Source organism: Psychrobacillus sp. BM2 (genome assembly GCF_048572895.1).
Lineage (GTDB): Bacteria > Bacillota > Bacilli > Bacillales_A > Planococcaceae > Psychrobacillus.
In genome coordinates this window covers 2824345-2838964 of the sequence record NZ_CP183878.1, presented here as the reverse complement: position 1 = coordinate 2838964, position 14620 = coordinate 2824345, and the positions used below count along the sequence as shown (strand labels likewise).

The window sequence follows — 14620 nt, the reverse complement described above, 5'->3', positions numbered from 1 at the left end:
GTTGGTTCGACTCCCGCCGTCTCCATTAAAAGAAATCATAAGATTTCAATGAATATCAAAACCCTTGAAATATAAGGGTTTTGGCGTTTTTTCTATTTCAATGCGTTTCACTGAATCTCAAAAAAACCTCGTCAATTCCACGTCAAAAAATCTTTTCAAGAAAACAATCATTTTGATAGATATTTTTCGAACTTATCAATCGTTTCAGCTTTTGCTTTTTTAGTGACGTGAGTATATACATCTAAAGTTGATTTTACATCTGTATGACCTAAACGCACTTGTACTTCTTTTATGGTTGCTCCAGCATCAAATAAAAGGAAATAATGTGTATGACGAAAACCATGTGTTGTAATAGTACCTAGCTAGTATTTATCCTGTACATGCAAAATCCACTTACGGGTCTCATCAGTTCGCTAATATTTACGATAGCACATTTCCCGACTTTAAATGCAATGCTAGTAAATTTCATTAATGGTGTTGTGTTCGCTTGGGTATATGAAAAGACGTTCCGTTATTCCGGGAATGATAGTTCACGGAGTCTACCAACGATAAGGGAGGGAGTCAGCTATGAAACTAAATAAATACACGATACTCCTATTGGCGGTTTATTGTATACCTTTCGTTTTTCTATCCATGTACGATGACTATAAAAACTACTCAATGATTGTTTACGGACTAATGATTATCTTCATATTGTATTTAGCGTTTTTAGCAAAAAGAAAATCGTCTTTCATTTTCCTTCTAATAGCAAATATCCTATCTTTTCTAAGTTCTTATAGTTGGGTACTGCGTGTGAATAAAATTGAAGTGTGGGAAGGCTATTTCAAGCCGCTATCATCCGTTCAATTATTAGTACTCGTCACGGTTCTAATCGTTTTGCTGCAAGTGGCGGTTTACCTGTTCACTTGGCCTGCGAAGGCAGATAAAGGAGACAGAAGCGGGAGATGAAGTAATGATATTATTTTCACAGTAGAAGCTAACCAGGAAGTATTCGAGAACAGCTTCGATGGTTTTGCGGATAAAGAGAAGTTGAATGTGACAATCGATACGGTGAATCCAAGTACTGGGGAAGTTATTGGGACGGTTAATTATCCAGAAGCATTTGAGGATATGGAGTGAATCATTTGGGGTCGGAGGCATAATGCTTCTGGCTCTTTTTCTTTTTAATTTTCTAAAGCGGCTCCGATATAGAATTGCTCTTGCCACTTTCAATATCTGAAATACGGGGGTGCAAAACCTCTAAGTTCTGCTACTTCTTTTGTATGAAGCCATTTTCGTTTTAAATCAATTTGATTTCGGCAAAAACAACTAGATAGTTGACGTATTATACATCGAGTTAGCAAGATAATTTATGACAATTAAAAATAGTGAATTCTCATAAAAAACCGGAGATTGCCATATATTGTATTGACTAGCTCTATTTTGTATGCTAAATTGGGTTAATATTAAAGTTTTTTAAATATTCACTAATTAATATAGTTGAATTTGTTGATTTAAGTTGTCATATATTAATTGGTAAATACAAAGGGATGGTGAATAATGTAAGGGCTTACAAGTTGCTGTAAAATGAGGGATTTGTGAAATTGTTTGTCGTCCAATTGGTTCCTATTATCTTTGTTACCACAAAAATTGAGGGGGATTTTGATGAGAAAAAATCTGGTTATTTCATTGCTTTTAAGCGTTTTACTACTTCTTGCCGCTTGCGGTGAAGACAAAGCAAGTAGCAGTTCACCTGAGGAAATCATAATTGGAAATATCGGAGCGATGAGTGGGACTAGTGCTGTAAATGGAAAAGCGCAGTCTCAAGGGATAGATATTGCGGTGAAAGAGATTAATGCAAATGGAGGTATTTTGGGTGCTCAGGTGAAAGTCGTCACACGTGATGATGAGGCTGACCCTACAAAATCCAAAACATTTATGGAGGAGATAGTGGACAAGGAAAAGGCAAGGTTTGTAATCGGGCCAACAAATTCAACTCCGGCAGCTGCTTCGATGGCATATCTCCAGGAGAATAAAGTGATTTCTATGATACCAGTAGCGACAGGTACAGACCTTATCAGCAAAAACAATCCTTATGCTTTTAGAATAATGCCGTCAAATGAAATACAGGCAAAAGCTCTTGTCAAAATTGCAGTTGAGGGAAATTACCAGAAAATTGCTTTGGTTGCTGATACCTCTGCCCTTGGTGTGGATGGAATCGCGGTTATGGAAGAGACGCTAAAAGAATATGGCGTTGAGCCTGCCGTGAAAGTTACTTATAAGTCGGATGATCCAGACATGACGCCGGTCGCACAAAAAATAAAAGAGGCTAACGCAGATGTAGCGTTGTTTTGGACCTTAGGAGCTGATGGGGCGAAGATTGTAAGGTCCCTGGAACGAATCGATTATATTGATAACTTGCAAGTTATAGGCTATACAGGATTGGCGATGCCAAACTTTAAGGAACTAGCTGGCCCTGGAGCTAATAATGTGTCAGTTGTTTCTATGAACAACTGGGCAGTGGAGCCAAATCAAACAGAGTTAGGGCCAAAATATTTGGCGATGTATCAAAAGATTATGAAGGAATATGGTGAATACGGAAAACGTGATACAAACCCTACTACGGTAACTTCAGGTTATGAGGCAGTTTATTTACTAAAGTGGGCAATTGAAAAAGCAGGCACGACGGATACTGATGAAGTGAAAAAGGTATTGGAAAATGATGTGGCGGAATTCGAATCGGTCTTTGTAAATGAATATGCCTTTTCGGAGGAATCTCACGAGGGGTTCCCTTTATCAGAATTGATCATGGTTAAGATCTCAGAAATGTTTAATGGAGATCTGTATATAAAAAATTAATTGTAAGTAGTTACTGTCGATCTCCTAAATTTGTAATGGAAATTGGGAAATCGACATAATGTAGCTCTACTCTAGCTGTGTAATTTTATATTTTATCTTAGTGGGAGACTTACCCTACATATGACTAGGAAATCAATAAAAAGAAAATCCACAACTATTTGGGAGGTATTAGTATGGGAAAATTAAAAGGTAAGTACGCAATTATTACCGGGGGTGGGAAAGGAATAGGTGAATCTATCGTTAAACGCTTTCTAGAGGATGGTATTGCAGGAATTGCAGTACTTGAATATGACCTGAACTTGGCGAAAGAAATGATTTCAAGACTCGATACTAGTGATGCTGAAGTTCTGGCCATTCAATGTGATGTATCGAATGACAACCAAGTAGAAAAAGCTGTTTCTCAAGCGATGAAACATTTCGGTACTGTTGACATCCTTGTCAACAATGCTGGGATTACTCAAGACAGTATGTTCCACAAAATGACGGATGAAGCTTGGGATGCTGTTATAAATGTAAATCTTAAAGGTGCCTATTACCTTTGTAAACATGTAGTACCGATTATGAGGAAAAATGCCTTCGGAAAGATTGTAAACATCTCGTCCATATCTGCATTTGGTAATGTAGGTCAGGCTAATTACGCAGCATCAAAAGCAGGATTAATTGGTTTTTCCAAAACGCTTGCGAAGGAGGGGGGACCAAAGAATATTAACGTTAACTGTGTTGCCCCTGGTTATATTGAAACAGACATGTATAAAACTGTCCCGACGGAAATTATAGAAGAACATATAAAGAATACGCCTTTAAAAAGGCTTGGAAAACCTCATGAAATTGCCAGTGTTGTGTCTTTCCTTTCTAGTGATGATGCAAGCTTCTTATCAGGGCAGTGCATAACTGTTAGTGGTGCTGCGACAACATGAGGCGACTAGGAAGATAAGAGAGGGGTGTATATATGCAGGAACTAATATTTGCTCTTGCTAACGGGAGCATGTATGCCTTAATGGCACTTGCCATCGGTATCATTTATTCTACAACTCGTATCATTAATTTTGCACATGGCTCCGTTATTATGATAGGTGCTATGACAAGCTACTGGTTCATAAGTGTTTTTCATATGAATTATATACTTGCTATTTTGTTAGCAATATCGATTAACATATTACTAAGTATGGTGATCTATAAGACAGCAGTAGAGAGATTAGGAGATCTATCGAAAAATTCAAGTTGGATTGTCACTCTATTCGGTGCAAGTATCATCATAGACAATATTGCTCGAATGATATTCGGAACGGAACCAAAGGCTTTTCCATACCTGTTCAATGGTCTAGATATTCGTATGTTCGGTGCGAATATTATGTTGCACGAAATGATGATGATTGTTATTGCAATATCGATTGGTATCGCGTATCAATTTGTCATTCAAAAAACTAGTTTTGGTAGAGCTGTTAGGGCTGTATCGTATAAACCGGATACAGCAAGAATCATGGGTATTCGAAGCAGTGTCGTTGTGTTGACCTGTTTCGCCATATCAGGAGGTGTTGCGGCAATCGCGGGTGCACTGATTGCACCCTTAACTTTTGCTAGCTATACAATGACATATGCACTTGGCATAAAAGCTTTCGCAGCAGCGTTAATCGGAGGGTTAGGTAATACCAAAGGAGCGTTTATCGGTGGTATTTCTCTAGGTTTGTTAGAGGGATTTGTTGGGCTGATGATCCCTGGTGGTATGAAAGATGCCGTTATCTTTTTAATTATGATTGTTGTCATTATAGTTTTACCGGGAGGGATATTAGGTGCCAAAATTTTCAATAAAGGCAGCTTCACTGCAGAAAAAATATAAAGTTTATTTTATTATCCTTTGGGTTGCTCTTTTATTGATTAGTTTAGCTATTCCCTTAGTAGCAGGTAGTTACTACTTGCGATTAGTAAGTTTAATTTTCATCTATATTATCCTGGCAATTGGCTATAACATTTCTGCGGGCTTTAGTGGTATAACTTCTTTTGCATTTGCCGCACATTTTGGTGTTGGGGCATATGTGTCAGCAGTAGCCATTACCGCCTACAATTTGCCGTTTTTCGTGGGGCTTATACTAGGGGCAATAGCGGCTGCTGTTGTCGGTTTGCTAGTTTCCCTTCCAGCATCTAAAGTAAAACACCATTACCTCGCTCTTATAAGTATTGGTTTACTAGAAATGGCGCATCGAGTGTTTAATGAATGGACCTGGTTTACGGGTGGTTCACAGGGGCTGTTCGTCTCAAGTTGGACTATTTTCGGTTTCAGCCTAGATACCCTTCAAAAATACTATTTCATACTTCTACTAGTAGTAATATGTATTGTCGTACAGAGGAACATCGTTAAAAGTCGATGGGGTAGAGATTTAATTGCAATGACAGACAACGAGATTGCAGCAGCAGGGGTTGGCATTAACTTCAGTAAATATAGAATCATAGGCTACTTTTTCAGTTCATTACTCGCTGGATTAGCTGGAGGCGTTTATGCTAGTTATAGTGGCTATCTAAGCCCTGATACCTTCAGTTTTCAATTTACAGTATTCATTCTTCTGATGGTGGTTTTGGGTGGGCAAGGGACACTTAGCGGTCCAATTATCGGTGCTATCATTGCTACGTTAATACCAGAACTATTTAATGCAGCACCTGACCTGAAACAGATTGTATATGGTGCCCTTCTTGTCGTCATCCCACAAGTACTTCCGGCGGGTATTGCAGGAACGATTAAAAAGCATTTCAGAGAAATAGATGACAATCAATACATCATGGAAAAAAGGGACAAAAAAGCTTTTGAAATAAAGCAGAATGCTATTAGTGTTGGTACTAACTCCGATAGTGATGACATTTTAGTTATTAAGGAACTTACGAAGAAGTTCGGGGGACATACTGCAGTAGAAAATCTAAGCATGACTATTAAAAGAGGGACTGTTCACTCACTTATTGGTCCGAATGGTGCCGGCAAAACTACAACATTAAACATGATTACTGGTGTTGATAAGCCATCAGCAGGCATGGTTATTTTTAAAGACAAGGACATTACGGGTAAGAGTATTGTAGATCTGGTAAGGCAGGGGGTCTCGAGGACATTCCAACATGTAAGACTTTTTAACAATCTCTCGGTCGTTGAAAATGTTGCGATGGGGGGACGGCTATTTTATAGCTATTCACTTACCGATACAATGTTCCGTACACGGAAAATGAGGAATGAAGAAAGAAAATCATTTTATGAAGCAATGGATTACCTTGATTTAATAGACCTAGGCCACCAAGCGAACAATGAACCGGAGAGCCTGTCAGCAGGTCAACAGAAATTATTAGAACTGGCGCGAGCTCTTAGCATGAAACCAGAGCTTCTAGTTCTAGATGAACCATGTGCTGGCCTATCAGATACAGAGACTATGGAATTCTCGAAGTTGCTTAACAAAGTTCGAGAGGCCGGAGTTACCGTTCTAATGATCGAACATCACATGGATTTAGTCATGGAGATATCCGATTATATTACCGTACTTGATTATGGCAAAAAAATTGCAGAGGGTGATCCTGCAAGCGTGAATTCCAATCCGGTTGTAAGAAACGCTTATCTGGGTGAAGGGGCGGAAATCTATGTTACAAGTTAAGGATTTAACTGTAAGTTACGGAAAAACTGAAGTTGTTCATAATATCTCTTTACACGTAGAACAAGGTGAGATTGTTACAGTTTTAGGAGCAAATGGTGCTGGTAAAAGCACCATTCTCAATACGGTTGTCGCTCTTCATAAGGCGAAAAGTGGAAGTATCTCCTTTCAAGGAAAAGATATTACCAATGATCGTCCTGACCAACTGGTGCGTAAAGGAATTCGCATCGTACCTGAGGGTAGACAAATATTTCCTCAACATACAGTAATGGAAAACATACTATTAGGAGCACATATTGTAAAGGATTCCAAGAAAACAAATATCATGATTGAATCGATTTTCGAACGTTTCCCACGGCTTGAGGAAAGAAAAGAACAATTGGGAGGGACTCTTTCTGGGGGGGAGCAACAAATGCTAGCCATTGCAAGAGCCCTTATGACTGAACCATGCTTTTTAATTCTTGATGAACCCTCACTAGGGCTTGCTCCTATCATTGTAAATGAGGTTTTTGATTTATTAAAGGAAATTAATGCCTCGGGTGTCACCGTGCTTTTGGTCGAACAGATGGCGAATAGTGCATTGAAGATATCCGATCGTGCCTACGTCATAGAGACGGGACGTATAGTTTTAGAAGGTACAGGAGAAGAGATTCGTATGAATCCAGATGTCGCAAAAGCGTATCTTGGAAATGTATAAAAAAACTAATTTGATTTGTTTCTTCACTTACTATAAGCACCAAGAAGAAACTAATGAAATTACTTAAGGTGATAAAAAATGGATACTAACATGATAAATATATTATGGCTTGCTAAAAGTGAATACCCTTCAGGAAGCTCTCTTGAACCCCATTCACATAATGATTACTATCAAATTTATTATGTAATTAGCGGAGAAGGGGACTTTATAACAGGTGAGGAACGTGTCAAGTTGACTCAGGGTATGTACCTGTTTACTAGACCTAATGATAGGCATGGCATTGCTGACACACGTGACGTAGATGGAAAACCGTTAAGCATGCTGGAAGTAAAATATGCAGTTTTTAATAACGAGTTAAAAGAAAGTTTACATCATGTTCCAAATGTCTGTATGGGCTCCGATAACATAATGGCCATGTTGAATTTAGTCTTTAATGAAGGACTTGAAATGTCTCCTTGGTATCGAGAGATTGGCACACATACACTACTAGCTGCCCTCTATTATATAATTCGATATCAAAAGATGCATGTGACAATGAATGAGCAAAAGTTAATGGTTTCGGATCAAATTAAAGAGTATATAAGAGAAAATCATGACATTGAAGTTTCTTTAGACAAAGTTGCACAACATGTTGGACATAGCAAAAATTATATTTGTAAAACGTTTAAGGGCAATACAGGTATGACAATCAACCTATTTTTAAATAAAGTTCGAATCGAACAAGCTGCTCAGTTACTGATCAATACGAATTTAGATGTATCGGAGATTAGTAGTAATGTGGGATATAACAACGTTTACCATTTCATCAAGACATTTAAGAAGATTGTAGGTACCTCACCCGGAAACTTCCGGAAAAATGAACTCTACGGTTTATCCCTTGCGAGTTCTCAAGTGAGTTGTATTGCAACGATTCCACTACCTTAAATGCCAAGGGGGGATAAATAATAATGAATAGAGTAGATAATTCAGTAAGTATGAAAGACGCTGTAATAGTGGGAGTTTCTAGAACATCGGTTGGGAAAATGCGCGGTACTCTCGCTAACTTTTCAGCCGTAGAGCTCGGAGCAATGGCAATGAAAAATGTTGTAGAAGAACATAAGGTGAATCCACAGGATATTGATGAGATTATCATGGGGAATTTATTCGATAGTCATTCTTTTAACTTTGCGCGAGTTGCAGCACTTGAAGCAGGTTTCCCTATCGAAGTTCCCGCAATCACAATTGATCGCCAATGTGCGAGTTCACTTAATGCGGTAGCATGGGCAGCAATGCTAGTATCTTCTGGTCAATGCGAAGTTGTATTGGCGGGCGGGGTTGAGAGTCACTCCCAAAAGCCGTTCTATGTAAAAAGTCCAGAGAAGGCGTATCCGGATAAGCTTGAGTTTCTATCAGGTCAAACAACCAATGAAGAATATGGGAATCCTTCTATGATTGCCACTGCAGAAAATCTCGCGGAGATGTATAACATTTCTAGAAAGGAATGTGATGAATTTGCGCTTGCAAGTCATTTGAAAGCGGAGGCTGCGTGGCAGAGAGGATTTTACGATGCTGAGACATTTCCTATTCATATACCACAGAGAAAAGGAGAAACAAAGGTTTTCCAAAAAGATGAATGCATTCGGCCAGAAACAAATCTTGAAGTGCTATCAAAGCTAAAACCAGTTATGAGTGAGGATGGAGTAGTGACAGCAGGAAACTCTTCGCCGTTAAATGACGGTGCTTCGACAGTTCTTATTATGAGTAGAGAGAAAGCGGAAGAATATGGATTAGAACCTTTGGCGAAAATCGGAGCATCTGCATCTGCAGGTGTTGACCCTTCAATCATGGGAATAGGACCCGTTTACTCCACACGAAAATTACTAAAGAAGACAGGATTGTCAATTGATGACTTTGATATCATTGAAATCAACGAAGCATTTGCCGCACAATCACTTGCGTGTATACGTGAGTTAGGCATTGATATGGATAAAGTGAATCCAAATGGAGGGGCTATCGCGATTGGACATCCAAATGCCGCTTCCGGAGGCATTCTTGTCGCAAGAACAGCTAGAGAAATGTACAATAGAGATTTATCGAGAGGGCTAATTACTTTTTGCGTTGGTGGAGGACAAGGATTTTCTTTAATCTTAGAAAGAGCATAAAGCATAGTCATAATATGTCTCTATATTTCAAATAATTCGATTGAGGGTGAGATTTGTGTCTATTTTATCTGGAATCAGAGTTTTGGATTTATCACATTATATTGCAGGACCATTCTGTAGCCAGATACTTGCAGATCATGGAGCTGACGTTATTAAGATTGAGCGACCAGAGGGGGAAGTCGGAAGAACTTCTGCCCCGATGGATGATGATATTAGTTTGTACTTTGCCTCGGAAAATCGTAATAAAAGAGGAATTGCAATTGATTTAAAAAGCGAAAAAGGCAAGGAGATTTTCACTCGTCTAGTCAAAACTGCTGATGTGTTAGTAACGAATTATGGAGCGAATGTACCTGAAAAATTGGGGTTTGATTATGACGCTATTTCAGCAGTGAATCCTAGAATTAGCATGGTTCATATTACAGGATTCGGACAAACAGGTCCTTATAAAAATTATGGAGCATATGATGGAGTCATTCAGTCAATGAGTGGGTTAGCAGAATTGACAGGGCATCCAGATGGTCCGCCGACATATGTCGGATTTTTCATAGCAGATCATATTGCTGGAATGCAAGCTGCTCTAGGTACCATGTTTGCCCTATTTCATAGGGAACGAACAGGACACGGGCGCTTTGTTGATATAAGCATGCTTGACGGACTAGTATCCTTATTAGGCTTCAGTGTTGCTGAGGCCAAGTTACACGGTATTACAAGTCAAAGATGGGGAAAGACAGATCGGTTTGAACTTTCGAAATCATTCCCTACAACAGATGGGTATGTATTCATCTCAAGCTATTTATTAGCGTCTGAAAAACAATGGAAAGATTTAACTGAACTAATAGGGAAAAATGAGTGGGGCCAAAGTGAATCTCCTTTATATACGAAAGAGGGGAGATTTAAAAAAAGGGAAATAATAGAAGAAGCTATTTCTCAATGGACGAGTGAACAAACTAAACTTGAAGCATTTCAACTTTTACAACAAAGGGGAATTGCAAGTAGCCCCGTGAATAAGTTAGATGAGGTAATCAACGATCCTCAAATTAAGCATAGAGAAATGATCCAAACGTTAAAAATGGGAGATAAAGGCGGGGTTCCAGTTCCTGGCGCTGCCATTAAAATTCAAGATAATCCTGTAGCTGAATACACACCTCCACCAAGTCTCGGAGAACATTCAGCAGAGATTTTAATGGAGTTGGGCTTTACAGATCAAGAAATTGAGGACTTCCAAACAAACAAAATTATCAGAGTTGAAAAGGATACACTAGCGGTGCATAGAAATTAATCTGTTAAATAGAAACCCCTTCGAGCCACGAAAAGGCTTTGAAGGGGTCTTCAGGATGAGGCTACCATTCCCGCTATTCATCTCGAAAAAGATGATGCAACAAACGGTCCCTGTCGTCAAAAAACTGTTTCATGATGGAGTAATGCTTCGTCTCTTCCGATATCGTTTCATGGATTCCATCTTCTGTGATCTGGACGATTTTGGAGAGTGGGTGGATATGATGAACTGGGACCCTTCCGTAACGAGTTCGTTGATCCGCGCAAGCAACGCGATTTACCGGAATGGAGACAAAGTGGACGGTACCTGTGCAACAAACAACAACGAACAATTCACCCAGTTGTATAAAAATTCAAAGAAGGTTAGATATTGAAGTAAATACCTATTCCACGGCTTATAAATATGTAATTGTAGTGGATTAACGGAATAGTGTCGTGCACAGGTACCTGAAATTACTAATCAAGCCTTTTTGCAGGAACACGAAATCGGTTATGATTCGTTGTTGGATTTCCCGAAAGGCACTTCAAAGGAGTGATACGTGAAAAGTGGAATCAACTTTCATGGGTATTAGAAACATATACACATAAATGGTGGTACTGTGGCTCTTCTTGGAGGGGGGCGACTCCCGCGCCATGTTCATACAAAAAAGATCACTCACCCTCTATTTCTCAGAGAATTGAGTGATCTTTTTTAATCTCTTCATCTACTAGTTTCTAACGATTGAATAAAAAGAACTTTATATGTCGTTGTTTAATCTCTTCCCCATGATCTCTGCTATTTCCTTCGAATTTGGATTTTCTTCATTTAGACGCTTACTAAAGGAGAATTCCGTGTTTTCGAGTATCATTAATGAAGATTAAAGAGTGTTCCCCAGTTATAGTTAACTGAGTAAACAATTGTGCAAAGCAATAAGGTAACGAATCATTCAGGTTTTGATCGTTATAGAAATACTCGAAATAAACTGCCATTCCTTTTTTGGGCGATACTGAAAAAATTAGGTTAGGGAAAAAAAATCTCCACCTTGTTCTACGTCATTTAAGTACATTACTAGAGTACTAATTCTATTATTGTTTGCTACTTTACTAGTTGATGAAAAGAAATCATGATGAGCTCTATACTCTTGACTAGGAGTATACTGTAGTATTTGAAGGTCTTCTCCGTGTTCAATGGGTATATTCATAATAGATGAAACCCTTTTTTCGACTCTAGCAACAATTTCGTTTTCACTTTCTTCAAAAAACATACTACTACTTGTTCTTAGTTCATTTACTTTGCATGTCGTTCCAATCTTTGAACGTTTCATTTTGTCCTTAGACAATCTGATTAGTTCATCACACTCTCCGTTACTTAAAACATTTCCTAAAATCACTAGTAGTGGCTCCTCTAATCTAGTGAATATTTCAATCTCTCTAACTGTAATTATTTTAAAAATACCTTCCCGTATCAGAATCGTTCAAGTTAATTCAAACCCCGCAAATATTATGATTTCACGTTTTTTTCTAACAAGAGACCAATTGACTTTGTATATACATTTTTTATACAATTGTAACTCAACTGAAATTTTAGAAAGGTTAGGGGGTAGTATCATAATGAGCACTATATATGAAGAGGAATTAAAGAGATTGCAAGAAGTTTTATCTACAATGGATGAGCGGATACGCGTGCTAGAGAGTATTCCAGTTTATCATGGAGATAACTATAGCGAGCAAATTCTTGAAAGCATGAGGGAGTTAAATCGGCAAAACTTACGAATTGGAGTACAAGAGCCATACTTTGGTCGGTTAGACTTTAGAGAGGATGGTCAATTAGAGCCAAATCCATTATATATTGGGAAAGTCGGTGTTTCTGATGAGGAAGCGAGGAAACCAATAGTTATCGATTGGCGTGCACCAGTTGCAAGTATGTTTTATTCCTTCAATGGTGGAGAAGAACTGGCATTTTATCAATCACCCGATGGATTGGTAGAGGGGGAAGTCTATTTAAAAAGAAACATAGCCATTCGTAAAAGAGAGCTAGAGCGTGTTGTGGATACGTATGTAAAAGGAAGTGAAGATGTATCCCTGACAGACGAATTTCTCTTATACCGATTAGGTGAAAATAAAGATAATAAATTAAAAGATATCGTTTCAACGATACAATCTGAGCAAAATGAAATTATCCGAGCTGTGAAAAATATGCCATTATTGATCCAAGGGGTTGCAGGGAGTGGGAAAACAACTGTCGCCTTACATCGCCTTGCTTTTTTAATATATGAATATCGTGAACAGCTACAAGCAGATAGAATGATCATTTTCGCTCCAAACAGTTTGTTTTTAGACTATATTTCTGGTGTACTTCCTGAACTGGGAGTAGGTAATATTAAACAAACTATTTTTCCAGAGTGGGCGTTACGTCTCTTAGATAATGCGGTGAAGTTAAAACTACCAGAAGAAAAGTTGAAAGAAGCTTTTTCAATTAATCGTGACAATAATAAAGTTATGCAGGGTAAATTGAAGGGGGCAATCCCGTTTAAGTCATTTATTGAAAGAAGTCTCATTCAATTTGAAGAAAATCTAGTACCAACAACTAATTTGGAACTATGGGATCAAGCTGTGATAACAGTAGATGAAATTAAGAAGTGGTTATTGGTTGAATATAAGCATTATCCATTAACAAAGCGCAGGGAACGATTAGTTGCACGAATCAAGCGTTGGATAGAAATAGAACTTAAAAATTTTGAAGGAACCAATGAGAAAAAGCTATTGAAAAAAGAGGCTAATATAAGATTAAATGCATATATGAAGTTTTGGCCCAAAATAAACGCTTTATCATTCTATAAATCTTTGATGAAACAAAAAGAAATAGTAGAACTATTGCCAGAAGCGCTTGTACGAGAAACAGAAAAGAATTGCCAAAAGAAAGAAGTAAATGTAGAAGATTTAGCGCCACTCCTATTTATTCATCATCAATTAACAGGAATAGAAGGTAAGCAAAAATTTCATCATGTTGTCATTGATGAAGCACAAGACTTTTCACCATTTCAAATTTATGTTTTAAAAGAGATTACACTGGGAAATTCTTTTACCATTTTGGGCGATTTATCTCAGGCAATTTATAATTATCAAGGTATTGAGGACTGGAATGACTTTAAAGAATTGTTTCAAGAAACGGGTTATTATGAACTGACCAGAAGCTATCGTTCTACTAAGGAAATTATCGAATTTGCAAATGAGGTCATTAAGCATGCTGAAGTTCCAGTAGGTCTTGCAACACCAGTTTTTCGTAGTGGTGAAAAAGTGAAAGTGATTGCTACGGATGATCAAATTACCGAAATCGTTAAGGTATTACAAGATTTAGGAAAAGGAAATCTCAAGACGATTGCGATTATAGGTAGAACAGATGCTGAATGCCGTTCGATACATGAAAAGTTACTAACTGCAGGGATTAATGCAAACGTCATTGAAGCAAATCAAAGTAAATACGCAGGTGGTATTTCAGTGGTACCGGTGTATTTAGCTAAAGGGTTGGAATTTGATGCAGTGCTACTTATCGATGTGGATGCAAGTCACTATAAAGATTCAAAGTATGATGCCAAATTATTATATGTAGGCTGCACGAGATCTCTCCACGATTTACGTATTTTCTATTCTGGTGAAGCATCACCATTAATTCAAGGAATTCCAAAAGAATTTTATGAAAGTAAATAATAGAAAGAGGATTACTCAGTGATATGTTAAAGGGCCCTCTTTTTTGCGTTAATTTAGCGAGAGTAGTTGGTCTACTTGAAGAAACTGTAACTTTTTAAAACTATGTCCTTGTGTCAGAAATATTCATCATGTTAATTCAATCCAACGTAAATGTCGTGATTTTTATGTTTGTTTCTATCACAGGGACGAAACACAAATGGGGAAAATAATATTTTAAAAACCTTCTAGTTCAAATGATATGAATTAGAAGGTTTTTTCAATTAAAGCCTGTACCAATCAGGTCTAGAATAAAAATCAGAAATACAAAAGTAAATGGAATACTTAACAAGAATATATTCCTTTAATTTCTACTAATTCAATTA

The 14620-nt window shown here is 37.9% G+C and carries 13 protein-coding genes and 1 pseudogene; 12 read left to right on the top strand and 2 right to left on the bottom strand.

What is annotated here, in order from left to right:
- Positions 1–167: 167 nt before the first annotated feature.
- Positions 168–353 (bottom strand): tyrosine-type recombinase/integrase, encoded by a 186-nt coding sequence (locus tag ACN6MX_RS13970; protein WP_419962631.1) that lies wholly within the window; start codon positions 351–353, stop codon positions 168–170.
- Between the two features lie 27 nt (positions 354–380).
- Between ACN6MX_RS13970 and ACN6MX_RS13965 the strand changes: the two genes are divergently transcribed.
- From ACN6MX_RS13965 to ACN6MX_RS13915, 11 genes are all read left to right on the top strand, one after another.
- Positions 381–581, top strand: coding sequence for a CPBP family intramembrane glutamic endopeptidase (locus ACN6MX_RS13965; RefSeq protein ID WP_419959474.1), 201 nt, complete (start codon positions 381–383; stop codon positions 579–581).
- Positions 568–948 (top strand): hypothetical protein, encoded by a 381-nt coding sequence (locus ACN6MX_RS13960; RefSeq protein ID WP_419959473.1) that lies wholly within the window; start codon positions 568–570, stop codon positions 946–948. Before ACN6MX_RS13965 ends, ACN6MX_RS13960 begins: the two co-directional genes overlap by 14 nt.
- A gap of 696 nt (positions 949–1644) precedes the next feature.
- Entirely contained in the window at positions 1645–2838 is a 1194-nt protein-coding gene (locus ACN6MX_RS13955; RefSeq protein WP_419959472.1) for an ABC transporter substrate-binding protein, read from the top strand.
- 173 nt (positions 2839–3011) lie between these two features.
- The gene (gene fabG / locus ACN6MX_RS13950; RefSeq protein WP_419959471.1) at positions 3012–3755 is read left to right on the top strand and encodes a 3-oxoacyl-ACP reductase FabG; all 744 of its coding nucleotides are present in this window, start codon (positions 3012–3014) and stop codon (positions 3753–3755) included.
- A gap of 32 nt (positions 3756–3787) precedes the next feature.
- A complete protein-coding gene (locus ACN6MX_RS13945) occupies positions 3788–4675 on the top strand; it encodes a branched-chain amino acid ABC transporter permease (RefSeq protein ID WP_419959470.1) in 888 nt (295 codons plus the stop codon).
- Positions 4629–6461, top strand: coding sequence for an ABC transporter permease subunit (locus ACN6MX_RS13940; protein ID WP_419959469.1), 1833 nt, complete (start codon positions 4629–4631; stop codon positions 6459–6461). Before ACN6MX_RS13945 ends, ACN6MX_RS13940 begins: the two co-directional genes overlap by 47 nt.
- Complete coding sequence (locus ACN6MX_RS13935; protein ID WP_419959468.1) at positions 6448–7155, top strand: ABC transporter ATP-binding protein; 708 nt, start codon at positions 6448–6450, stop codon at positions 7153–7155. The genes ACN6MX_RS13940 and ACN6MX_RS13935 overlap by 14 nt, the downstream gene beginning before the upstream one ends.
- 78 nt (positions 7156–7233) lie before the next feature.
- The gene (locus ACN6MX_RS13930; RefSeq protein WP_419959467.1) at positions 7234–8079 is read left to right on the top strand and encodes a helix-turn-helix domain-containing protein; all 846 of its coding nucleotides are present in this window, start codon (positions 7234–7236) and stop codon (positions 8077–8079) included.
- Between the two features lie 23 nt (positions 8080–8102).
- A complete protein-coding gene (locus ACN6MX_RS13925; protein WP_419959466.1) occupies positions 8103–9296 on the top strand; it encodes a thiolase family protein in 1194 nt (397 codons plus the stop codon).
- A 55-nt stretch (positions 9297–9351) separates the two neighbouring features.
- Positions 9352–10575 carry a CaiB/BaiF CoA transferase family protein gene (locus tag ACN6MX_RS13920; protein WP_419959465.1) on the top strand — a complete coding sequence of 408 codons (1224 nt, stop codon included), beginning with the start codon at positions 9352–9354 and terminating at the stop codon, positions 10573–10575.
- 55 nt (positions 10576–10630) lie between these two features.
- Positions 10631–10945: a hypothetical protein gene (locus ACN6MX_RS13915; protein WP_419959464.1), complete on the top strand. Its 315-nt coding sequence runs from the start codon at positions 10631–10633 to the stop codon at positions 10943–10945.
- Between the two features lie 547 nt (positions 10946–11492).
- Here ACN6MX_RS13915 and ACN6MX_RS13910 read toward each other — a convergent pair.
- A pseudogene (locus ACN6MX_RS13910) lies at positions 11493–12022 on the bottom strand (2OG-Fe(II) oxygenase); the annotation flags it as partial.
- 139 nt (positions 12023–12161) lie between these two features.
- Between ACN6MX_RS13910 and ACN6MX_RS13905 the strand changes: the two are divergent.
- Positions 12162–14258: a HelD family protein gene (locus tag ACN6MX_RS13905; protein WP_419959463.1), complete on the top strand. Its 2097-nt coding sequence runs from the start codon at positions 12162–12164 to the stop codon at positions 14256–14258.
- Positions 14259–14620: the final 362 nt, after the last annotated feature.